Annotated in this window: 23 protein-coding genes and 2 riboswitches; of the genes, 6 read left to right on the top strand and 17 right to left on the bottom strand. The window is 61.2% G+C overall.

Features of this window, described 5'->3' with window-relative positions:
* The 3 genes from CXQ92_RS18315 to CXQ92_RS17305 form a co-directional block, all read right to left on the bottom strand.
* A partial coding sequence (locus CXQ92_RS18315; RefSeq protein ID WP_181033731.1) for a hypothetical protein occupies positions 1–195 on the bottom strand: 195 nt, incomplete at its 3' end.
* A gap of 120 nt (positions 196–315) precedes the next feature.
* Positions 316–1,233 (bottom strand): cation transporter, encoded by a 918-nt coding sequence (locus CXQ92_RS17310; protein WP_219815775.1) that lies wholly within the window; start codon positions 1,231–1,233, stop codon positions 316–318.
* Positions 1,233–1,577 (bottom strand): helix-turn-helix transcriptional regulator, encoded by a 345-nt coding sequence (locus tag CXQ92_RS17305; protein WP_104169028.1) that lies wholly within the window; start codon positions 1,575–1,577, stop codon positions 1,233–1,235. Before CXQ92_RS17305 ends, CXQ92_RS17310 begins: the two co-directional genes overlap by 1 nt.
* 220 nt (positions 1,578–1,797) lie before the next feature.
* On the opposite strand from CXQ92_RS17305, the gene CXQ92_RS17300 reads away from it, so the two are divergent.
* Entirely contained in the window at positions 1,798–2,259 is a 462-nt protein-coding gene (locus tag CXQ92_RS17300) for a helix-turn-helix transcriptional regulator (protein WP_258070043.1), read from the top strand.
* A gap of 131 nt (positions 2,260–2,390) precedes the next feature.
* Positions 2,391–3,269: a cation diffusion facilitator family transporter gene (locus CXQ92_RS17295; protein ID WP_258070044.1), complete on the top strand. Its 879-nt coding sequence runs from the start codon at positions 2,391–2,393 to the stop codon at positions 3,267–3,269.
* Between the two features lie 30 nt (positions 3,270–3,299).
* Here the strand turns inward: CXQ92_RS17295 and CXQ92_RS17290 are convergent, their stop codons facing one another.
* From CXQ92_RS17290 to thiM, 10 genes are all read right to left on the bottom strand, one after another.
* Positions 3,300–3,851: a DUF6318 family protein gene (locus CXQ92_RS17290; RefSeq protein WP_146067507.1), complete on the bottom strand. Its 552-nt coding sequence runs from the start codon at positions 3,849–3,851 to the stop codon at positions 3,300–3,302.
* 404 nt (positions 3,852–4,255) lie between these two features.
* Entirely contained in the window at positions 4,256–5,200 is a 945-nt protein-coding gene (locus tag CXQ92_RS17285) for an oxygenase MpaB family protein (protein WP_258070042.1), read from the bottom strand.
* A gap of 110 nt (positions 5,201–5,310) precedes the next feature.
* Positions 5,311–5,706 (bottom strand): hypothetical protein, encoded by a 396-nt coding sequence (locus tag CXQ92_RS17280; RefSeq protein WP_258070041.1) that lies wholly within the window; start codon positions 5,704–5,706, stop codon positions 5,311–5,313.
* 113 nt (positions 5,707–5,819) lie between these two features.
* Positions 5,820–6,119 carry a hypothetical protein gene (locus tag CXQ92_RS17275; protein ID WP_104169023.1) on the bottom strand — a complete coding sequence of 100 codons (300 nt, stop codon included), beginning with the start codon at positions 6,117–6,119 and terminating at the stop codon, positions 5,820–5,822.
* 57 nt (positions 6,120–6,176) lie between these two features.
* Positions 6,177–7,967 (bottom strand): hypothetical protein, encoded by a 1,791-nt coding sequence (locus CXQ92_RS17270; RefSeq protein ID WP_104169022.1) that lies wholly within the window; start codon positions 7,965–7,967, stop codon positions 6,177–6,179.
* Positions 7,939–8,616, bottom strand: coding sequence for a recombinase family protein (locus CXQ92_RS17265; protein ID WP_258070040.1), 678 nt, complete (start codon positions 8,614–8,616; stop codon positions 7,939–7,941). The genes CXQ92_RS17270 and CXQ92_RS17265 overlap by 29 nt, the downstream gene beginning before the upstream one ends.
* 217 nt (positions 8,617–8,833) lie before the next feature.
* A complete protein-coding gene (locus tag CXQ92_RS17260) occupies positions 8,834–9,256 on the bottom strand; it encodes an NUDIX hydrolase (RefSeq protein ID WP_258070039.1) in 423 nt (140 codons plus the stop codon).
* 252 nt (positions 9,257–9,508) lie between these two features.
* Positions 9,509–10,405 (bottom strand): bifunctional hydroxymethylpyrimidine kinase/phosphomethylpyrimidine kinase, encoded by an 897-nt coding sequence (gene thiD / locus CXQ92_RS17255; RefSeq protein ID WP_104169020.1) that lies wholly within the window; start codon positions 10,403–10,405, stop codon positions 9,509–9,511.
* Positions 10,399–11,064, bottom strand: coding sequence for a thiamine phosphate synthase (thiE, locus tag CXQ92_RS17250; protein WP_104169019.1), 666 nt, complete (start codon positions 11,062–11,064; stop codon positions 10,399–10,401). The genes thiD and thiE overlap by 7 nt, the downstream gene beginning before the upstream one ends.
* Complete coding sequence (gene thiM / locus CXQ92_RS17245; RefSeq protein WP_181033730.1) at positions 11,061–11,903, bottom strand: hydroxyethylthiazole kinase; 843 nt, start codon at positions 11,901–11,903, stop codon at positions 11,061–11,063. Before thiM ends, thiE begins: the two co-directional genes overlap by 4 nt.
* Positions 11,886–11,986, bottom strand: a riboswitch (TPP riboswitch). Its footprint overlaps the gene before it by 18 nt.
* A 497-nt stretch (positions 11,987–12,483) precedes the next feature.
* Positions 12,484–12,579: riboswitch (TPP riboswitch) on the top strand.
* 49 nt (positions 12,580–12,628) lie between these two features.
* Here thiM and CXQ92_RS17240 point away from each other — a divergent pair.
* The gene (locus tag CXQ92_RS17240; RefSeq protein ID WP_104169017.1) at positions 12,629–13,393 is read left to right on the top strand and encodes a 3-oxoacyl-ACP reductase; all 765 of its coding nucleotides are present in this window, start codon (positions 12,629–12,631) and stop codon (positions 13,391–13,393) included.
* A gap of 450 nt (positions 13,394–13,843) precedes the next feature.
* On the opposite strand, the gene CXQ92_RS18310 is transcribed toward CXQ92_RS17240, so the two are convergent.
* Positions 13,844–13,987 (bottom strand): hypothetical protein, encoded by a 144-nt coding sequence (locus tag CXQ92_RS18310; protein ID WP_181033729.1) that lies wholly within the window; start codon positions 13,985–13,987, stop codon positions 13,844–13,846.
* Between the two features lie 226 nt (positions 13,988–14,213).
* Between CXQ92_RS18310 and CXQ92_RS17230 the strand changes: the two genes are divergently transcribed.
* A complete protein-coding gene (locus CXQ92_RS17230) occupies positions 14,214–14,660 on the top strand; it encodes a hypothetical protein (RefSeq protein WP_104169016.1) in 447 nt (148 codons plus the stop codon).
* Between the two features lie 34 nt (positions 14,661–14,694).
* Here the strand turns inward: CXQ92_RS17230 and CXQ92_RS17225 are convergent, their stop codons facing one another.
* The gene (locus tag CXQ92_RS17225) at positions 14,695–15,219 is read right to left on the bottom strand and encodes a DoxX family protein (RefSeq protein WP_104169015.1); all 525 of its coding nucleotides are present in this window, start codon (positions 15,217–15,219) and stop codon (positions 14,695–14,697) included.
* Positions 15,220–15,323: 104 nt separating this feature from the next.
* Here CXQ92_RS17225 and CXQ92_RS17220 point away from each other — a divergent pair, with 104 nt between their 5' ends.
* Entirely contained in the window at positions 15,324–15,950 is a 627-nt protein-coding gene (locus tag CXQ92_RS17220; RefSeq protein WP_104169014.1) for a TetR/AcrR family transcriptional regulator, read from the top strand.
* Positions 15,951–16,874: 924 nt separating this feature from the next.
* Here CXQ92_RS17220 and CXQ92_RS17215 read toward each other — a convergent pair.
* On the bottom strand, positions 16,875–17,426 hold the full coding sequence (locus tag CXQ92_RS17215; protein ID WP_104169013.1) for a phosphoribosyltransferase family protein: 552 nt from the start codon (positions 17,424–17,426) through the stop codon (positions 16,875–16,877).
* Positions 17,427–18,366: 940 nt separating this feature from the next.
* Between CXQ92_RS17215 and CXQ92_RS17945 the strand changes: the two genes are divergently transcribed.
* Positions 18,367–18,765, top strand: coding sequence for a hypothetical protein (locus CXQ92_RS17945; protein WP_146067506.1), 399 nt, complete (start codon positions 18,367–18,369; stop codon positions 18,763–18,765).
* 574 nt (positions 18,766–19,339) lie between these two features.
* On the opposite strand, the gene CXQ92_RS17210 is transcribed toward CXQ92_RS17945, so the two are convergent.
* Complete coding sequence (locus CXQ92_RS17210) at positions 19,340–20,026, bottom strand: 2-oxo acid dehydrogenase subunit E2 (RefSeq protein WP_104169012.1); 687 nt, start codon at positions 20,024–20,026, stop codon at positions 19,340–19,342.
* Between the last annotated feature and the right edge of the window lie 200 nt (positions 20,027–20,226).

Raw genomic sequence — 20,226 nt, 5'->3', positions numbered from 1 at the left:
GCTGTCCTCACGCACGACCTCCGCAGCGGTCGTACCGGCCGTCGGGCTGTCGTCCGCGCCCAGCGCGTTGAAGAGGATCACCAGCCCGATCACCAGGGCGACGGCGGCGAGCAGACCAATCATGACCCGGTTCGGCAGGCTCAGGCCCTTCTTAGCGTCAGGGGTTGTGGTCGGAGCGGGGGCGGGGGTCGGCACGGTGGTGTCTCCTCGTCATGGAACTGCGTGGTCGTCCTGGTTCCCCGCCCAGTGCAGGGAACCAGCGGTGGATCTGGGTAGATCAGGGTGGATCGGGTGAATCAGGTCGTGCTGGGTGTTCTAGTCGTGCGTGCAGCAGGCACAGGACGCCTCCGCCGACGTCGAAGCGCCTGCTGCCGTGCCTGCCGTGGGGCTTGCTGCAATTCCGGGTGCTGCGGGGCGTGCGGTCAACGTCAACGGCGAAGGCCCGCCGGAAGTGCTGGTCGCTGAAGCGGTTGAGTGGGGGGCGTTCGTGCTGCAGCACGAATCCGTGCCGCCCGACGGTGTGCTTCCACAGGTGTCAACGCTTCCCTCGGCGTCGAGGTTTCCAAACGATGGTGCGCAGCAGGAGTCGCCCTTCCATGCCTCGCGGCCTTCCTTGATGGCGACGGCGGCGATGATCAGGGCGGCGATCGGGTCAGCCCAGGACCAGCCAAGGGTGCTGTTGAGCAACAGGCCGACCAACAGGACACCGGAAAGGTAGGTGCACAGCAGGGTTTGCTTGGAGTCCGCGACAGCGGATCGGGAACCGAGTTCACGGCCGGCGCGGCGCTGCGCCCAGGACAGGAACGGCATGACCGCCAGACTCACCGTGGCAAGGATGATTCCGACCAGTGAGTGCTGGGGCTCGGACGCACCGATCAGAGTGCGGACGGCGTCAAAGGTCACGAACGCGGCAAGGCCAAAGAACGAAAACGCAATCAGGCGCAGCGCGGTCTTCTCCCGGGCTTCCGGGTCGCGCCCGGCGAACTGCCAGGCCACAGCGGCCGCGGAGAGGACCTCGACGATCGAGTCCAGGCCAAAACCGATCAGGGCGCTCGAGGACGCGATCGTGCCGGCGCTGAGCGCGATGACCGCTTCGATGACGTTGTAGGTGATCGTCGCGGCGACGAAGAGCCGGATCCGCCGAGACAGGACCGCGCGCCGCTCCGTGGTTGGAGCCGCGGTCGGCGCTGGGAGTGCTGATTGCACCGATGCGGGAGAGGTGTGGGTGCTCATCAGCAGCACACCTTCCCATCGACATGATTGGCCTTGGTGGTGCAGCAACACTGGGTATCAGCGACGGCAACGACGCCGAGCAGAGCGGTCAAGGCATCTGCCAGCTTCCGGTCCGCTAGCTCGTATCGAACCCGTCGGCCCTCGGGAACCGTGACGACAAGGCCACATCCGCGCAGGCAGGCCAGGTGGCTCGACAGGCTCTGCCTGCTCACGCCGGCCAGCTCAGCCAGCTCGCTCGGGTAGGACGGACCCTCGCGGAGGGTCAAGAGCACCTGCGCCCGCGTCGGATCGGACAGGGCGTACCCGAACTTCGCCAGCACCGCAGGTTGGGTCAATGTCTCCATACCGCAGATATTACACGATTTCATGTACTAATTTTGGGTGCGTGGCCGCAGATGGTCGGAGTGAGGCAGCTACGGCCTTTCTGGTGCATGCAGTGATTCGTCGCGCAGGGGACAGCAGATAAGAAGGACCAGCTGAGAGGGTTCCCTGCATCGCCCAGTGACCCTTTCCGGCACCCATTGACTCCTGTTATTCATCGCTGTTTAACGATATGATCGGCGCATGACGATGAATTACGATGTGCATCAGCATGACGAGGTGGCGCTCATCTTCCGGGCGTTGGCCGAACCGGCCCGCTTGTCGCTGGTGCACTGCCTGGCGGACGGACCCCACCGGGTGGGAGAGCTCTCCGGACACCTGGGTCTTGCACAATCGACCGTGTCAGCCCATCTGGCTGTCCTGAAAAATGCCGGCCTGGTCTCCGCGACACCGGAGGGGCGGGCCACCCTGTATCAGCTGGCGCACCCCGGACTGGATGAGCTTCTGCACGCCGGCGAACGTCTGCTCCTGCACAGTCGTAGTGAGGATCCAGCCGACGACCAGAGCCTGCCGCTCGAGCGGCAGGTGGGCGCCGCGCACGCAGCCCACACGCCCGGCGGCGACATCAACCCGACCCACCCTGCTTCTCCTCCTCCTGCTTCCGTTCCTGGTTCTGGTGTGGCGCTGACTCGGGTGTCATCGTGAGCGCCGGCCACGATCACAATCGCCCAGCACACCAGGGCACATCAGATGCAGGCAGCGTGTCCGGTGCGTCCGGTGCGTCCAGTGGTGATGCGGGAGGTACCGGGCATTCCCACGGTGGTCATTCCCACGGACTGACGGCCGGCGGGGCGCACCGCGGCCGGCTGCTCGCGGCCCTCGCCATCACTGTGTCGGTCATGCTCATCGAAGTGATCGGCGCGGTCCTGTCTGGGTCGGTCGCCCTGCTCGCCGATGCCGGCCATATGCTCAGTGACTCGGTAGGGCTGGCCATCGCGATCTTCGCAACATGGCTGGCGGCACGGCCGGCGACGGAGCGGCGGACGTTCGGGTGGAAGCGCGTGGAAATACTCGCCGCCCTCGTAAACGGATTGATCGTCGCGGTCATCGGGGTCCTGATGCTCATCGAGGGTGTCCGGCGTTTCCTGGCTCCCGTGGAGGTCGACGCCCCGATCATGCTGGCCGCTGCAGCCCTCGGGCTGATTGCTAACTTCGTTGCCTTGCGCCTGCTGATGGGCGGGCAGAAGGAAAGCCTGAACGTGCGCGGCGCGTACCTTGAGGTCCTCGGTGACATGCTGGGCTCCATCGCGGTCATCGTCGCCGCCTTGGTCATCCAGCTCACCGGGTTCACGGGTGCAGACGGGCTGGCAAGCATCGCCATTGGCATCTTGATCCTGCCGCGCGCCTATAGCCTGCTCAAAGCCGTCGCCCTTGTCCTGCTGGAAGCAACACCGACCGATACCGACCTGGGTGAAGTGCGCCGCCACATGGAGGAAGTGCCTGGCGTCGTTCTCGTCGAGGACCTGCATGCCTGGACGATCACCTCGGGTCTGCCGGCCCTCACCGCCCACGTTCAGATCGACGCGGGTGCCTTTACAGACGGCAGCGCAAACCGGATTCTGTCCGAACTCAATGCCTGCATTGGAGAGCACTTCGACATCCGCCATTCCACCCTGCAACTCGAACCCGCGACCGGACGTCACGACCACTGTTGACCGCGCGGAGCCCGCTATGACAACGCTTTGCTACTGGTTGCCTTCGGCGGGCGCGGTTCCGGGTGATGTGCCGGGTGAGGAGCTTCCCAGCGCAGCGGGCACCGGTGTCGTGTAATCGATCATCTGCCATTCGTCGCCGGTGTGGCGGGCAGTGATCGTGTGTGGGGTGTCCGGTTTGGACTCGCTTGAGCCGAGCCACCCCTCGCCGGAGAAGTAAAAAATCTCGCCCTGCGTGGTCGTGATCTCGGCCGTGTACACACCGTTTTGGTCCGCGATGAACTCCGTAGTGAAGCTCGTCAGGGTTATTGCGCCACTTGAGACCCATCCCACCTGGTAGACCTGCGCCATGGCCGTCGCGGCGTCCTGGCAGAACGTGCACGTCGGGTCACTGTGCTGCATCAGGGGTACGAGGTCGTTGGCCTCATAGGAATAGGCCAGTAGCTCCAACCAATACCGGGTAAACGCCTCCAACCCCGCCTCACTGTCGTCCTGCGCAGCAGCAGGGAGTTCTGGAACGGGAAGATTGGCAGCCGGATTCGTCCGTGATGCAGGCGTCGGGGCGACCGAGGGCGACGGCGCCATAGTAGGCACCTCCGATACGCTCCCCACTGCAGCGTCCGAGGTGGTGTCCGGTGCGGGTTGGGATGTCGCTGACGTCGTTGCTTGGGCGCCGTCGTCGTCTGATGAACCGCCCTGGCAGCCGGAAAGCAGCAAAACTACGATGGCACACGTTGCACTAAGGACGAAGGGAAGGGTTCGTCGTGCGTTCTTCGGCATCGTTGCATCTTCTCCGGGCATCATTTTCAGGCGTGGTGTCCCACCTGAGTCGGGTATCCACGAAGGTACCGCTGCTGTGTTCGACGCGCACCCCTTCCCAGATTGCCCCGCGGCGCGGCTGTACGACGAGACGGCCCGGGCGGCGACGAACCCACCGAGCGCGCACCTGACGCGCCGAGCCGCCCGGCTAAGGCCGGCGCGATCGAGCCTCAGTCGAGCCAGTCCGGGGGGCCAGCGAGGCCGAGTCGGTAGCGCGCCGCATCCACGGAGGGGCTGTGCGGTCCGAGGGCCAGCTGGAAGGTCCGCAATTGTAAGCGGGTGCGCTGCAACCGGAGGCGATTAGCGAGCGAGCGGTCGCCGCGACCGGGCACCCCGGCGAGGGGAGCCACGGACGGGGAGATGACCAGCGCTCCAGCGCTTGCGATGCCGCTGTAGAAGATCCGCTCGGCCCTGTTCAGTCCGTCTGGGGCGCTGAGGAAGGTCAGGAGCTCGGCGGGGACGGGTTCGAGGTCGGGTTCCATCGCGCGCAGTGCCTCGGCGAGCTCTTGGCGGTTGACCGGGAGGTCCTCGGCTCCGAGCGCCTGGGCGCTGCGGGACCAGTCGGCGACGTAGGTGTCGGCCCAGGTGCGACCGAATCGCGGGGCGAGGTCGTGGCCGACGGCCTCGTGGGCCCCGAGGAAGGCATCAGTGAAGGCCAGGTGCACCCAGCGGAGCAGGGAAGGGTCGGACGCGGAGTAGGCGCGGCCGTCGTCGGTGGTGCCGCGGACCCGCCCGTGCATGCCGCGGACCCGTGCCGAGTCCCGCTCGGCGAGTTCCGCGGAGCCGAAGGTCGTGATGGTGAGCCAGCGCGCGGTCCCGGCGAGGCGGGCCCAGGGGTCACTGCGGTAGGAGGAGTGCCGCGCAACCCCGGCCATCGCCAGCGGGTGCGCGCCCTGTCCGAGGAGGGCCGCGACGCCGCCGACCAAAGTGGAAAGGCCACCGTGGACCTGCCAGACGACGCCGTCGGGTTCGAACAAGCCTGGTCCCTCCCCGACCAGGGCAATGTCGCGCACCCAGTCCGGCGCCCCGGTGGGGTCACCGGAGACCCGGGCACGAAACGCGCTGCGGACGCGGTCAGCCAACTCGGCGGGGCGCGGGATCGAGCTCACAGGCATGATGCTCCAACGACGGTAGGTCGGGTACGACGGACACCCAAGACAGGACTCCACTACACAGCGTAGAACACGGCCCTGACACGGCGATGGCCGAGAGGACCCTGCCGTGGTCAGAAGAGCGTCGGTGCTTCGGGATCGATGCCGGTGAGCAGAGGACGGATGACCGGTTCGTTCCATCCGTGCTCGAGGAGGGCTGTCCGCAGCTCGACGGACTGGGCGCGGAACTGGGCGCGGCCGACACCGCGCCACCGGAAGGTTGAGGCGTTCGCATGCCGACCCTTCTGGGACCGGTCGAGCATGTTCAACGCCTGAGTACCGGGCAACAGGTGCGTGTCGGTCGCGATGCTGGCATGGACGCAAAGCGGGACGTCGCAAACGTGCAGGAGCGCGATGCCAGGGTTCAGGGTCTCTCCGGTGAGGTGTTCGTAGGCGAAGCGTTGCGGCCGCAGGGAGCGTTGCTCTCCATCCCTGGTGACCCAGAACCGCCCGTACCCGTCATCGGCCACTGCGCCGGTCCAGATCCAACAGTCATGCGGCCGCGGGCCCTTGACGACTTTCTCCCAAAACCGGTCAGCCTCTCCCCTGCGCTGCCTCACCGCCGACTACCCCCGCCAAGACGTCATCGGACCTGCGCCGGCCGGCGCACGATCGGCCGGCGACCCTCCATCCGCACCACACCGACGATGACCAGAGCGGCCGCGCCAATGACCAACCACTCGGCCCACCACGGGGAGTCGGAGACGGCGACCGGGACGAGCAGCAGGAAGAACCAGAGCGCGATCGCCAGGGCGCCGGCGACTTGGTTGCAGACCCGAGGCGGGATCGGGAGCAGGAGCAGCGGCAACCGGAGGATGGCGCGGACGAACAGGTAGCTGTATCGGATGCTCGAGGTAAGCAACCAGCGGATGACCCGAATCATGCAAACCCACCCCCGACGTCGACTCCTGATGTGACCTTGCTACATCCCCCCATCCTGCTAGTCCTCTGTACTGCCAGCATCGGGCGCTGAGTCGATAGTTGTTGGTAACACGGGATCGTCAAATGTCGGAATGCCCCAAGCTCTGTACTCGGGCTCACCGTTGGCCGTTGTATCCGCTCGTGGTTGGAGCCACACCCTGAAAGGTGTCTCATCGACCGGTTCGAGATGAACGACGCGGCCCGCTGCGGTCCCTGCCTCGATAGCAGCCAATGCCTCCTCACCGTCCCGAGCTCGGACGTGAGGGTGATGAATGATACCCGGTCCAAGATTCAACTTTGATCCCTGAATGTCGAAGGCCATCGCTGGTTGGGTCACTAGCAGCGCACCTCCGTCCCGGAGCAGTAGACCCAAACCGTCATTAAGATCCCCCTTGAGGGTTACAGACATACTTTGCCGTGGAGCCATCACTGTTTGGTAGCCGTCCAGTAGCAAGCGAGCCACTCGGATGTTGACTCGGTCGTATGGCTCGATGCTTTCGGGGACGACGAAAGACACTCCGCGTTGTGACTTCTCGATCACGCTCAGATCCTCGACCAGCATCTCCGTCCAGTCATCCCCTTCTAGAGGCTCAACCAAGTTCGATAGCTTCATAGATCCGTTCAGATCACCCACGTAGACGTCGAGGTTGCGATCCGGTTGAAAGCTACGGAGCATGTCGATGGCTACCTGAACGTCACGGACGGGGAGCTCCGCTGCGTTGAAAACCATCTTGAGTTTCGGGATCCCACCATCAGGGTCGAAGGGGATCTGCATCGTTAGAGTCAGTATGTTTGCGAACTGTGCACGCAAGGATGATCCGATTTCTCCCGTCACATGCCGGGTAACAACCCCCTCGAACCGGCCTTGAGTAAAGCCGGCCTCGTCACGGAAGTCGAAGGTGATCGTTTTGCCATCGAGGCCGGAAGCCAGAGCGACGGGAGACATGCGAACGCGAGACAGCGCGGTTGCAGGCATGGGCTTCACCCATGAGGGACCTGAGCGACTGAACGTGGCAGTTTCACCGGGCAGGTCCAGGTCTTCCACCATCCCGTAGTTCAAGCTGTCCTGGAACCGCGTAACTTCATCCTGATGTTCCTCTCCAAACTGGAACGTCAGCTTGGTGATAATGGGCTCTTCGACCATTGCGTCGGGGTGCTTAGCAACGTACTCCTCGAACACCTCTCCGTTGATCGTCGATACCTCTACGTCCCAGTACTGGCTTCGCGTGTTGGCCAGAGACACTAGGTCCTGTATCCGCGCGGAGAGGTCTGTACCACCCACGAGGCCGGCCTTCTCCTGATGTGTCCGCTCGAGAAGGTCGACGAGCTCGTCACGGGTAAATGCTCGTTCCACTTCGGGGTAGTCCGTCAGGGCTGCCGTCAGCTTTGCTTGACCCATGATCTCGACTCGTACCGCTTTGTCCTTCGCCAGCTGATCAACGTAGTTCGACTCATTGATGTGCGGGTTGGGAGGCATGACGAGGATCCACTCCTCCGGAGAGTGGTTTTTCCAAGCAGTATCGAATGACTTCTTGACCTGGGGGCGGCGGTTCTCTCGGAACCCTCCTGTGAACCCTTCGGGGAAGTATTTGAGTTGGTAGATGATTGCTGCTTTGTCCCCGCGCCACACCACGACGTCGATGCCCGTGTCTCCGCCGGCACCTCGGATGACGTCCACTCTGCCCGGGGCTTTGGCATGCTTCTTGATAAGCAGCACTTCCACCAAGTGGTTGAAGTCGCGTTCGTTGATGCGAGACCAGTCGATTTGGCTCTTACTCAGATCACTTGCTGGTGCCACCGGCTCCAACACCCTCTTCCTTGAACGCAGTTGTTTGTACGATGGCCGACTGATGACGGGCTAATGCCCGGTACAGAGTGGTGCGGTCGATATTCAAGCGTCGGGCGACTTCAGCCTTCGGTACGCGTGCCTCAATCAGGTTCTGAACCTCGAGCAGTTGGTCGTCAGTGAGCTTGCGGGATCGGCCCTGGTAGGCGCCGCGTTCTTTCGCTGCCTTGATGCCATCGGCTTGCCGTTCCCTGGTGATCGCTCGCTCGAGCTGCGCGAAGGACGCCATGATATTCAGCTGGAACTCAGCGAACGGATCCGCACCGCCCGGGGTGAACGTAACCCGTTCGGCGATGAACTCTACGGAGACACCCTTCTCGGCCAGCTCCCCCACTATCTGATTGAGGTCGACAACCGATCGCGCCAGCCTGTCCATGGATGACACAGCGACAGTGTCACCGTGGCGGGCGTATCCAATCATCTCCGCGAGGGCCGTTCGGCCGGATCGCTGCGCACCGGATTGCTTCTCCTCGAACAGCCGATCGACACTGCCGAGGCTGGTCAGCTGACGAGCGAGATTTTGGTCAACGCTCGACACGCGGGCGTACCCGATCCGCTGCCCTTTGTGTTGCGTCATGTCTAGACCCTTGCACAGAAGTGTTGCGAAAGCCATAAAATGACTCTAAAGCCACACCATTTCGGCGGTCTGGAGATGTTGCGTTGGGGTGTACCCCAACGCCACATGGTGCTTGCGAATCTCTTCGTTGCGTTAGCTCTCCGTAGGGATGACGGACGATCAGTCCTCGCGAAGCTAGTGAGGTGACCAACTCGCACTCGACGTCGCGTCCCTACCCAGCGTGGGCAGCGTCTTTTCAAATGAAATTTGGAATTCAGTTGGTGGACGTGTCGAAGCCCTTTGCAACAATATCGAAGGCTTGGCCGGCGATGTTGGCTACGTCGAGGCTTAGGGCGACCTTGGCCTCGTTGACTTCATCGAGTGGGAACCAACGGGCTTCTAACGCGTCGTCGCCTGCCGCGAGTTGCCCTGAGATCCAGTCACAGCGCACAGCGACGAGCACGAAGTGTTGGCGCAAAAGGCCTGCCTCGTCGTGGTCGAAGGCGTCAACAGCGGCGAACACCTCATGGGCTTGGCCCGTAATTCCCGTTTCCTCGACCAGTTCACGCACCGCAGCCTGCCGAATCGTCTCGCCAACTTCAATCTTTCCCCCGGGAAAACCCCATCGACCTGCATCTGGCGGGTTGGCTCGCCGCACAAGCAGTACATGATTCCCGTGAACGACAGCAGCAATCACGGCCGCGATCGGCCGTACCGGTGTGTGAGTAATGGGGGGACCTGTCATAGCAAGCACCGGCAAACGAAATCCATCAATGATATAGGCATGAGAACAATCGTCTCTCTACTCGGAATTCCTTACTGAGAAGGCCCCACTTTCGGTTCGGAAGGCAAACTTGATTTGCTAGTCCCCGCCGGCATCCCGGTACACATGGGCGGGCTTTCCGGACGGGAACCCGACAGGTTCGAATTCGACTTCTGATTCCCATCTCTAACCCATCCTGCTGTTCTGGTTGCCCGGTAAGGTTCGCGCTTTCGCCCACAGGCGATGAAAGTGGTTAATAGGTCCGCTGCCCTGCCCTACCTGCAATTCGTCGGCGTGCACGAGGGCGTCCTGCAGCCAGTTCTTGGTCTCGGAGAGCGCACGGGTCCAGTCGCCGGTCCTCGCCATCACGGTGGTAATGCCGGAGGACAAGGAGCATCCGGTTCCGTGGGAATTGCTGGTGCTCACGCGTGGGGTGATGACTTCGAAGGTCTCCCCTCCGTCAACTCCTCCCGGTTGCCAATACATCCCCACGAGAGCGTCGGGGCTACGTTCAGTATTCAGATGGCCGCCCTTGACGAGAACTACCGATCCCGACATCGTCGACAGTTTCTTGGCTTGGTCAAGCGCCGTCGGCCAGTACTTGGCGGTCGGTTCGTTCACCAGGACGGCGAGTTCGGGAAGGTTGGGAGTGACCAAGTGTGCCCTACCAACCAGTTCCCGCAGCGCGGTCTCGGCAGCGGAAACCAGGAGCAGGTCTCCGCTGGTGGCGACCATGACAGGGTCCAGTACCACCAGAGGCGGTCGGACCCGCTCGAGCCACTCCTGCACGACGCCGATGGTCGCGACGTCTCCAAGCATGCCGATCTTCACCGCATCGATCACCACATCATCACTGACCGCATCGAGTTGCTCCCTGAGGAACTGCGGCGGCGGGGTATGGACGGAACGGACGCCGCGTGTGTTTTGAGCGACCAGGGAGGTGACCACCGCCATCCCGTACCCGCCGAGTGCGGCGATGCTTTTCAGGTCGGCCTGGATACCCGCGCCACCGGTCGGATCAGTTCCAGCGATACTGAGGACTCGAGGGACATCGCGCAGGACCAGATCACTTAGGATCACCATTCCTCCTTCAACGCTTTAGCAGCGGCTCTGGGATCATCGGCGGCGCACACAGCAGATACGACGGCCACTCCGGCGGCGCCGGCATCCCGCAAAGGGCGTACGTCAGCCCCACTGATTCCACCGATAGCGACACACGGCAGAGAGCTTGTCGTGATGAGCTCACGGAAGCCGCCGATTCCCAGTGGTTCAGGATGATCGGGTTTGGTCGTGGTGGCGAAAATGGCGCCAACCCCCAAGTAGTCCACCGTCCCCTCGGGCAGCCTATGAACCGCTTCAATCTCTTTGCTGGTTGCCGCACTCAAACCGACGATGGGTTCCGGTCCTACCAGGGCCCGGGCGATATTCGCCGGTAGGTCAGACTGACCGATATGCACGCCGGCTACGTGCGCTCCTGCCGCCCGGGCCGCCAGGAAGATATCCACCCGATCATCGACCAGCACTGGGACCGTGTCTCCGACGGAATCCGCGACTGCCATGAGCAAATGCAGCAGGTTCCGGGCGGGGGCTTGCTTGTCCCGCACCTGGATCATCGTGGCACCACCAGCAACCGCTTCGACAGCGACAGTGGCAACGTTCCGTGGGCTGCACAGCGCCGTGTCAGTCACCAGGTACAGCGGCAGATGCTGTTTGAGGTTTGGCTTGAAATCATGCCGGATCATCGTGCATTTCCCGGCGCATTGACGGGACGGAGGTTCAGTGTCGTAATGATGTCCTCGGGCGTGATGGTTGCGAGCCTGTCGAGGAATCCCACCGCGAAACTCCCTGGACCCTGCGCCTGCGTCGCGGCCTGCTCCGCGGCAATGGTGTAAGCGCCGGTCGCTGCTGTTGCCGCCAAGAAAGAATCATCGGTCAATGACGCGAACGCGGCCATCACCGCACCGAGGGCACACCCACCACCTGTGACCCGGGTCAGCAAAGAGTGCCCGTTCGCCACACTGACCGTTCGTCCGTCCTGTCCGACGAGCAGATCTACCGGGCCCGATACCGCGACCGCCGACCCCGTGGAGGCACTCAACTGCGTAGCGGCCTCCAGCGCGGATATAGGGTCTTCGGTCGAGTCCACTCCACGACCTCCGGATCCCACACCGGCCAGAGCCAGGATTTCCGACGCGTTGCCGCGGATGATGCTCGGGCGATGAGCGGCAAGCTGATGTGCCAGCTTCGTGCGGACGGTCAGAGAGCCGATCGCCACCGGATCCAGAACCCATGGAGTCCTGGCCGCATTGGCAGCTTGAACGGCTTCCTGCATTGCCGCTTCTTGCCCTTGCCCCGGGGTGCCCAAATTGATCAGAACACCTGACGCGACGGAGGCGAATTGTCCGGCCTCCTCCGGTATGTCCACCATCGCCGGTGCAGCCCCTATGGCGAGCAGGACATTGGCGGTGAAGTTGGTCACCACCGCGTTGGTGATGCTCTGCACCAGAGGGCTCCGGGCCCTCAACTCCTCGAGCAGCGCGGCACAATCCGATGATGTAAAGCGAATAGCCATCCGCGACATCCCTTCGCTAGTTCGAACTAGATCAGGTTCAACGGGTGTCATCTCAGCTGCGCCATTGGCGGGCAGCACCCCGTGTCACTCCTGCCACCCTAGCGGTTCGGCGCACGGAACACGGAACACGGAACAACTGTGGCTTATGGAATGGCACCCGGCTCCGGTCAGGGTTTACCAACGGTCTCAATGCCCGCCAGCTGAGAGCAGATTTCACCCACACCATGCCCGCGTTCAAGAACTCACTACCGCTTGCGTGCCGCCCGACCAAGCTGCGGCTGTATTCATGACGAGCGGTAGCACCACCCCCGGCCATGGCAGACACAACCACCACCCGCACCGTTGCCTGCGTGATGCCTCACGACGACTTGGTTTCGCCCAATACTTCTTCACCGACCGCGGAAGAATTTCTGTGCACGTCCTCACCGCCTGTTCGCCCAGGGCAAACCCGCCTGGACGTTGCTCGTTCACGAATAGCTTATGAGTCGCTCCACAGCAAGTCCGGCGCGTCCCAAAGTGGGGCCAAAGGTAGCTGACCCGACCGGCCGCGGCCCCCAACCCTCCCACAGCCAGCGGGGTCTACTATGGGAGTAGTGACACGGGGTGCCAGTTCTGACTGGCTGAGAAGACACCCGTTGAACCTGATCCAGTTCGAACTGGCGAAGGGATGTCCTCCCGGCTCCTGCAGGTGTCGGTTTCGCATTCTACCGCCCTGAATTCAGGGAAGTTTCATTATGCAACTTGCAGAACAGATCGTGTTGATCACCGGGGGCGGCCGCGGACTCGGCTCTAGCATCGTCAGGACCCTCGCCGCCGAAGGCGCAAAAGTAATCATCAATTACCGCACCAGCCACGACAGCGCCCACGAACTCGCGAGTCGTACCGGTCCATCACAGGCTGTAGCGCTGGAAGCGGATGTCACCGATCCCGAGCAGGTGCGCATCATGCTCGAGCACGCACGAGAACACTTCGGCGCTCCGGTTACCACCGTGGTCAATAATGCCCTTGCGCATTTTTCCTTCAATGGAGATGCCCGGCCTCATGCAGCAGAAATCGGGTGGGACGCTTTCGCCGCCCAATTTTCTGGAAGCGTCCGAGGAGCCCTAAACACAACCCAAGCCGCTCTACCTGGAATGCGAGAACAAGGCTTCGGACGGGTCATCAACGTCGGCACCAACTTGTTTCAAAACCCCGTTGTGCCCTACCACGACTACACCGCGGCGAAAGCGGCGCTCCTCTCGCTGACTCGAACCTTGGCCAAAGACCTGGGTCAACACAATGTGACTGTGAATATGGTCTCCGGCGGCCTGCTGCGCACCACCGACGCCAGCGCAGCCACCCCCGAGCAGGTCTTTGACTTCATCGCATCCTCCACCCCGCTAGGACGTGTCACCACCCCACAGGAATTTGCAGATGCAGTCTTGTTCTTTGCCTCACCCTGGGCCCGATCAGTTACCGGCCAGAACCTGGTAGTCGACGGCGGCCTGGTCATGGACTGATCCGAGATAGAACCCGGCCGCACCCGTCACAGGGCCTCGAAAAGCCCGTCAATTTTGGGAACCCGCTGCTCTACTGGCGTTCTGATGTGTGGCGTTGGGATGTACCCCAACGCAACACTCCCTGTGCCAGCCGCTTGTACGAACGAGACACCTGTGCGGACATCCTCACCGTCCGGCGAAACGCCCCGCTTGCCTCCACCCGAGCTCCCACTGTCAGTTCTCGGAGTCACCTACACAAATCCCAAAGTTCCCTGCACAGGCGCAGGCCGATCAACTCGCGGGTAGGTGCTGGCCTCGCAACAGGTTCAGAAATAGAAGCGATACGGCGAGGGGAAGCGGCCGCCGTCGTACATATGAACGAGTGTGATGACAATTAGCTGACCAGCATCAACTCGAGGAGCCATATTGAGAGTCGACGACCAGGATGAGGAGTTCTTCGTCGACGAATCCTCAGACCACCGAGCGTGGACTCAGAATCTCGGGTGGCTCGCTGATGTTGATCGGGACAAAGCGATGGAGCGTGTTGACCGTCTCGCCGGGGACCGTGAACTTGCGGCAGCTCTTCGCCTCGACGGCTTCATCGGCCAGAATCACGACGCTTTCGCTAATGAGATCGCCCGGTACGGATGGGCTGTCATTCGTGGCTGGATATACAAGGGGCAGATCGCGCGTCGATCCTCCATGACGGGGGCTGCGGAATCGACGCCGTTCGGCACGGCAGCCGATCGCTTGGCGTTACGAGCGGGCTCCTCCCGACACTCACCGCATCGAGCCGATGCTGCACATATCCAGCCGACCTCAGTCTTGAGATGCTTGCACCATGGCTACCGATAACAAGGCCATGCTCAATCGCGTCATTGCCGAGGTGTTCAACGAAGAATTCGTCAGCATGCGCGTCAGCTCTGACGAAGCCCACGGAACGCACAGTGTCCAAGTGAATAGCCGCTTCAGCGACGACCGCACGGCGATCATTCGAGCTGGACACGTGTGGATGGAGGCCTTCATTCCTGAGCTGAATGTTCAAACGAGCATCCTGGTAGACGACGGCGAAGTAGACGATGATCCCGAGGACGTGATAGAGGCCGAGAAGGAGGCAAGGCTGAGAAAGATTTGCCGTGTCATGCATGCCTACCTCGAAGGAGGAGGGCATATCAGCGAACGACGGAGCCTGCTGAGCCGGGGCGTCGTCCGCAAATTGGTGATTGAGTCAGACGGCTTCGAGTGGCGCTTAGGTCGAAACAGTTGGAGCGGCCCGAAACCGGTTTGAACCGCTGAGGGATACGCCTCCTGTGCGGCCCCAGTTACCGCTTAGACGAGGGCTGCGGCGACTCCGGAGGTCCAGCTGCCGGATCATCAGTCAACGCTCCAGACTGGGTGCCACGCAAGTAATGGAGCAGCACGGCCAGGGTGGCGGACAAAAAGATCAGCTGTAGCAAGGCCCTCGGAATGAGGGCCATCGCCGGCGCACCGCCCACATTCAGTCCTTCCATTGCCGCGTAGACGTTGGCCGGGAACATGAGGACAAGTAGCGCCCCCAACGCCCCCGCGGCCCACGGCGCGGTGCGTGGAAGCAACAACCCGGCCGCACCGGCCAATTCCAACGCCCCTGTCACACTGACGAGTAGGCCGGGTTCGGGCATGAAGGGTGGGACCATTCGCACCAGGTCCTCCCGCATCCCAGTAAAGTGCGAAACGCCGGTGAGGATGAACATCGCGGCCAACCCACCACCAAGGGCCACAGGCCACGACCGCAACCCGTGCAGTCCCGCGACCCCAGCTACAAACAGCGACACCGACACGGCGACGAGAACAACAAGCGGAGCCATAGCAGCCACCCTTCAATGGGTTGGATAGCGAGAAAAACTAGTCACCGACAAGATACCCTGTCCCGAGCAACTTGTCGATGGCTAAATACCAGTAGGCTGGTTACATGACTCCTGCCCATCCGTATCACCACGGCGCCTTGCGTCGGGCCGTATTGGACGCCGCCGTGGTTGCCATTAATGAAGTCGGACCGGCGGCCGTGAGCCTGCGCGACCTCGCCCGGCGCGCAGGCGTTTCCCACGCGGCGCCCGCGTATCATTTCGGAAACAAGGCTGGGGTGCTCACAGCCGTCGCCGCAGAGGGCCACAACCTGCTGGCCGACGCCCTGACTACCGCCCACGAACGCAGGGGGGACTTCGCCGACGTCGGGGTTGCATACGTCCGATTCGCGGTCGACCATCGTGCGCACTTCGAGGTGATGCATCGACCGGAACTGTACGACGCCGCCGACCCGGACGTCGTGGCTGCCCGGGCACGCACCGCTCACGTGCTGTACGCGGGAGTTGCTGCACACTCCGGGGGACCAGAAGAGCCGGATGTCCTTGTCGCTGGAGTGGCTGCGTGGTCGCTGGTCCACGGTTTCACCAGCCTGTGGGTGCAGCAGGCCCTGCCTCCGGGCCTTGGCGACGACCTGGAAGCAGTCGCTCGTCTAGTCGCCAAAGTCCTTTTCTCGCATGAGAGTAGGTCGCTCACGGGCCGAAAAGAGAGGAACGATGACTCGGCCAGCGCGTGAACGCAGCCTCGAGAGCTTCCCCATTTCCCTTTTCCCCCGCTGATCAGCCGTATTGCAGCCGTCCTCACTTCCGGAGGCATCCCAGCGCTAATGGGTTATAGCGCCTATGAAGAGTCGACGAGCATCGCTGCCGTCTCAGCCACTACACCTCCTGAACTGCTGCTATCGAGTCTGCTGACGTTCCTACTAGTAGTCGGTATCGGCTACCTCACATGGCGGGCTTGGCGTCTCGGGGGTAGGACTCACACCTTCCTCCCTGATCATTCAAGGCCTCTTCTACGACAGAAAGATTCCACTCGCTTTAGTCGAGGATGTGTTTTTTGGATTCATCGTCTGGACCGATTCCAGAGGGTGGTTACGCAGTAGCCTCGCGATCGCTTTCGCTGACCCCACACCAGTCCTAGGGTTCATCGACGCGCACAACCGGCGAAGCCTCGAGCGCATCCGCCGGCATGCTCTCAAAGACTCTGATGCACGCGAACCATTGGGAAGACAGTCAGCCCGGAAGGGTGGAAGACCGGGCTTACGATCGACCGGAAAAGCGGCGTCCAAGACGCAACGATGCGGGTAAGCGTGCGGGCCGGAGACGATGTGAATCCGATGCTTGGCCCTCCGTGCTTCTGCTGACAATCCTGATTCCCGGAAGCGCTCTCGGTTTTTTGCTCGCCATCGGTCCGGCCCTTTACTACTACGACTTTGCACCTACCCCTGGTACCTTCCGCCTCAGCTACAGCAGCAATCCGTACAACGCCGAGGAGATATGGGACCTCATAACGCTCCTCGGTCCCCTCGCAATCATCCTCGCCAGATCAGCGGTACGACTGGCATACCTTATGTTTCGGCCCCAACCTCGAAAATGAACCCACCTACCGGCCGCTGTCCCAACGAAGGATTCGCCTACCGGACACAGCCTGTTGTGGTGGATCAAAGCTCTCGAACGTTGAGCATCAACTTGACCCGGAGCTTCCATCGTAAGGAAGTCCGCTCGAGACCATCGACGACGACCGCAGCGCCGATCCAAGACGCACCACTCATTTCGACAAGCGAGTAGCAAGCCTCTGCCTGAGCACCCGTGGCGATCCAGTCGTCTACGAAGAGAACCCTATCTCCGGCCTGTAACAGAGGCCGGAGCAGCCCGAGTCGCAAGCTCCGGTTGCGGTAATCGGGCCCTGTCGAAGTCTCCCACCAGGCGTCACTGTTGGCAGCCCGCCCAGGATTCTTCCGTACTTCAGCAAACCCGACACCCACATACTGTGCGGTGAGGACGCCGAGCAAGCTTCCACGCGACTCGGTGCCCATGACGACGGTGGGCGCCGAGTCCGCAAACAGCTGCGCGAGACTCGGACCGAGCAACAAGAGGGTGCCCGGGTTACGCCACCACCCAGTGACATCAGCTCTGAAGTCTGGATCGGTTCGGTCTCCCCACCATCGAAAAGACTGGCGAAGACGATCGCGCACCTCAGATTCCTTCCGCATTCATTCATCCTCGCAACACAGTTGGACCTAGCTGCGCAAGACTGCGATGCCCGTGTCGCTCAACAATCCGCCCTCGTGCGTTCTGTGTGCTGCTGTCCGATGGGCCTATCTGTGGCCGCGCATCGGTCGGCTGTCGAGGCGATGGGCACCGACGGGTTGCGCGGCGGGAGGACAAGGTGAGGACCACCGAGGTGGTGAGAATGCGCCGGAGCGGTGAGTTGCCCGACAAGACTACTCCGCCTCTTGTATGCCCTACCGGGGTATGGTAAAACGTAGCAGGTGAGCCAATCTCATATCGAGAACGACCCACTGGACTGCGCGGTTTGCCCGTCCTCGTCCACCACAGGCGCCCTTTCGCAGCACCAATAGCACTCAAACGTCGGAGTTCGAGATGTCAAGCCTATCTGCACCGCCAGCTTTCCGTAAATGGCTCGAAATTCTACTTGAACTCATTGCGACAGCACAACTCATAATAATTATAGATACATGGATATATGATTACATGAATTATCGGCGTCGCTATGCTAGAAAAATCGCAAATTCTGACGGATGGCTTCTCAGCCGGTTTTATAGGCGACTTCGCCATCGCGCTTTTGAGCGCCCTCGCAGCCCCTCCATCGCGAAGAATATGCGCAACCACAGCATGACTCCTCGCGTCGATGACCCGCTCAAAAAAGTAAGTGTAGTCGTGACTACTCAGAAGAATCCCTAATCATCCATAAATCAACGTAATAACAACTTTCATGGTCGACATCACCCGCACCTTACACAGCCAAGTATAGGGCAGCTCGGCTATGCAGGTTCCGAACGATTAAACCAATAGCACTCCTATTAATATGCTCAACAAACCGTTAATGATCAATGCATCAAACCGTTAATGATTAATGCATCAGATCAAACAACACCGAAACAAAACCCAAACGGAATCGAGTCCCTTACCATGAATTTCATAAACCAATACCTTTCCTGCACTGACCATAAGGAAGGATATGAAGATGCGCAAAAAAGTACACGCACCAGTCAGAGAAATCAGTTTCCTACGGTACTCAAATCGGTAGAAATGTGGCTGAAGACTAGCACAGAAGCCCTCGAACAGATCCCTTACACCGGACTACACGAGGAGGACCAAAATGCGCTCCAATGGATGCACACATCTTTTGATGACATGCTTGCTACCATCCACGCACTCTTGCGGACGCATGACCACCGCTATCCCAATGATGTGCCTGCGCTGCACGCGAGCGATCGAAATCACGTCGATGGAATACTGCAAGAGCTATTCAACGCGCGTCAGCCTAGCTATCTTGCCACCATAGTCAGCTCCAGCACAGTCGATTAGTGGCCGACGATAGTATTCCTGTTTGCAATATTCCTGTTTGCCAGATGGCAGTTTGATCACCCCTCATCAAACTGGTTACCACGTGCATCAAACTGGTTACCACGTGAGCGTGGTTGTGTTCGTTAAAAATGCGAGGGCGAGCACCGGCGCCGCAAGGCAACTCACGATGGACTCAGGACGTCAGGTTACCAGTTATGCGGGCCAAGCTAACGGCGCGAATGAAGGCTGGCCGCTCGAACCTGGTCACTCAGCGCCGTACGCCTACTGCCGCTGAGGTAGGCATGCCGATTCGAAGATCGGAACGAGGTAGACGGAAGGGTCGACGGCGGCCCTGCCCTCGATCACGCGCAGCCTGGCAGTTGGCCAAATCCGTCGTCCTAGCAGATGTAGCGCACGTGGTGATGGCCGTCGCCCTTGGTCGCGAATCGTCCGACGATGCCCGCGCGGCACGGCCGGCGTAGTCCGTAGAGATGACGACGGGACTGCTGGTGTGGTTGACCTGCCTGCGGATGGTGAGGCGCGGCGCAGCACGAGGCCGGATGGCTGTCATAGGTCGCACTCCAAAAGTTGCTTGTTAGAGTGTGCTTATGGGTGCCTCGATGAGCTCCTTCAATCGCGTGAGGAATACGGCGCCCGCATATCCGTCCAATGCCCGATGGTCGCAAGTGAGAGTGAGCTCAGCGATGGGTAGCCATTGAGCGTGGCCATCGCGCATCACATACCGTTCACGGGTGGCGGCCACCGCAAGAATAGCTACCTGCGGGACGTTGATAATTGCGTCGAAACGGTCAATACCAAGCATGCCTAAATTAGAAATGGTAAATGTTCCGGCGGAAATATCCGCCATGCTGAGTTTCCTCGCGCGGGCCTTCTCGACTATTTCGCGCCGTCTCCGGGCTATGTCGGGGAGACTCATGTTGAGCACGCCGTGAATGACGGGGACGGTCAGGCCCGCATCTGTTGCGACAGCAACTCCGATGTTGATGGCGTCGAATATGGTCACTCCTTCGTCGGAATAGTATGCGTTGAGTTCTCTTTTCTCGGACAGCGCCGTGGCAGCGGCAGAGATAAGACGGTCCGTCACGGTCGATTCGGGTGAGATCGACTTCACCGTGAGAGCATTCGTCATATCTACTTCGACGGTGAGATGAAATGCTGGCGCTTGCCACGCGGAAACCATGTGCTTTGCTGCTGCACGCCTGATCCCTTTGAGCGGCTGTGTGGTTCCTTGGAGGGTCGAGATGTGGTTGGTAGTAGTCATAATTTTTCCTTCTGGTTCTGGGCTCGGTTAGCTGTGGATGCTTTGTCCAGCTGCGCTATAAAGAGCCTCTCTGACTGCCTCGCTAAGGGTGGGTGGTGGTGTTAGGTGGTCGGCTCGGCTGGTGTGGTTGCGTGGATGGTGAATTGTGCTGTTCTGACGGTGTCCTGGTGTTGGAAGTCCAGGTGGAGGCGGTAGGTGCC

The sequence above is a fragment of the Arthrobacter sp. SX1312 genome (assembly GCF_002929295.1).
GTDB lineage: Bacteria > Actinomycetota > Actinomycetes > Actinomycetales > Micrococcaceae > Arthrobacter_D.
Note: the sequence above shows the minus strand (reverse complement) of the source record. Positions and strands in the feature narration are given on the sequence as shown.

What these genes read in the sequence shown, in the direction of transcription:
- CXQ92_RS17240 (WP_104169017.1), top strand. Translation starts at nt 12,629, where the DNA reads ATGCAACTTGCAGAACAGATCGTGTTGATCACCGGGGGCGGCCGCGGA.
- CXQ92_RS17305 (WP_104169028.1), bottom strand. Translation starts at nt 1,577, where the DNA reads ATGGAGACATTGACCCAACCTGCGGTGCTGGCGAAGTTCGGGTACGCC.
- CXQ92_RS17225 (WP_104169015.1), bottom strand. Translation starts at nt 15,219, where the DNA reads ATGGCTCCGCTTGTTGTTCTCGTCGCCGTGTCGGTGTCGCTGTTTGTA.
- CXQ92_RS17275 (WP_104169023.1), bottom strand. Translation starts at nt 6,119, where the DNA reads ATGATTCGGGTCATCCGCTGGTTGCTTACCTCGAGCATCCGATACAGC.
- CXQ92_RS17215 (WP_104169013.1), bottom strand. Translation starts at nt 17,426, where the DNA reads ATGCGGAAGGAATCTGAGGTGCGCGATCGTCTTCGCCAGTCTTTTCGA.
- CXQ92_RS17300 (WP_258070043.1), top strand. Translation starts at nt 1,798, where the DNA reads ATGACGATGAATTACGATGTGCATCAGCATGACGAGGTGGCGCTCATC.
- CXQ92_RS17220 (WP_104169014.1), top strand. Translation starts at nt 15,324, where the DNA reads ATGACTCCTGCCCATCCGTATCACCACGGCGCCTTGCGTCGGGCCGTA.
- CXQ92_RS17290 (WP_146067507.1), bottom strand. Translation starts at nt 3,851, where the DNA reads ATGGCGCCGTCGCCCTCGGTCGCCCCGACGCCTGCATCACGGACGAAT.
- CXQ92_RS17230 (WP_104169016.1), top strand. Translation starts at nt 14,214, where the DNA reads ATGGCTACCGATAACAAGGCCATGCTCAATCGCGTCATTGCCGAGGTG.
- CXQ92_RS17210 (WP_104169012.1), bottom strand. Translation starts at nt 20,026, where the DNA reads ATGACTACTACCAACCACATCTCGACCCTCCAAGGAACCACACAGCCG.
- CXQ92_RS17310 (WP_219815775.1), bottom strand. Translation starts at nt 1,233, where the DNA reads ATGAGCACCCACACCTCTCCCGCATCGGTGCAATCAGCACTCCCAGCG.
- CXQ92_RS17265 (WP_258070040.1), bottom strand. Translation starts at nt 8,616, where the DNA reads ATGGCTTTCGCAACACTTCTGTGCAAGGGTCTAGACATGACGCAACAC.
- thiM (WP_181033730.1), bottom strand. Translation starts at nt 11,903, where the DNA reads ATGTCGCGGATGGCTATTCGCTTTACATCATCGGATTGTGCCGCGCTG.
- thiD (WP_104169020.1), bottom strand. Translation starts at nt 10,405, where the DNA reads ATGGTGATCCTAAGTGATCTGGTCCTGCGCGATGTCCCTCGAGTCCTC.
- thiE (WP_104169019.1), bottom strand. Translation starts at nt 11,064, where the DNA reads ATGATCCGGCATGATTTCAAGCCAAACCTCAAACAGCATCTGCCGCTG.
- CXQ92_RS17945 (WP_146067506.1), top strand. Translation starts at nt 18,367, where the DNA reads ATGAATTTCATAAACCAATACCTTTCCTGCACTGACCATAAGGAAGGA.
- CXQ92_RS17285 (WP_258070042.1), bottom strand. Translation starts at nt 5,200, where the DNA reads ATGCCTGTGAGCTCGATCCCGCGCCCCGCCGAGTTGGCTGACCGCGTC.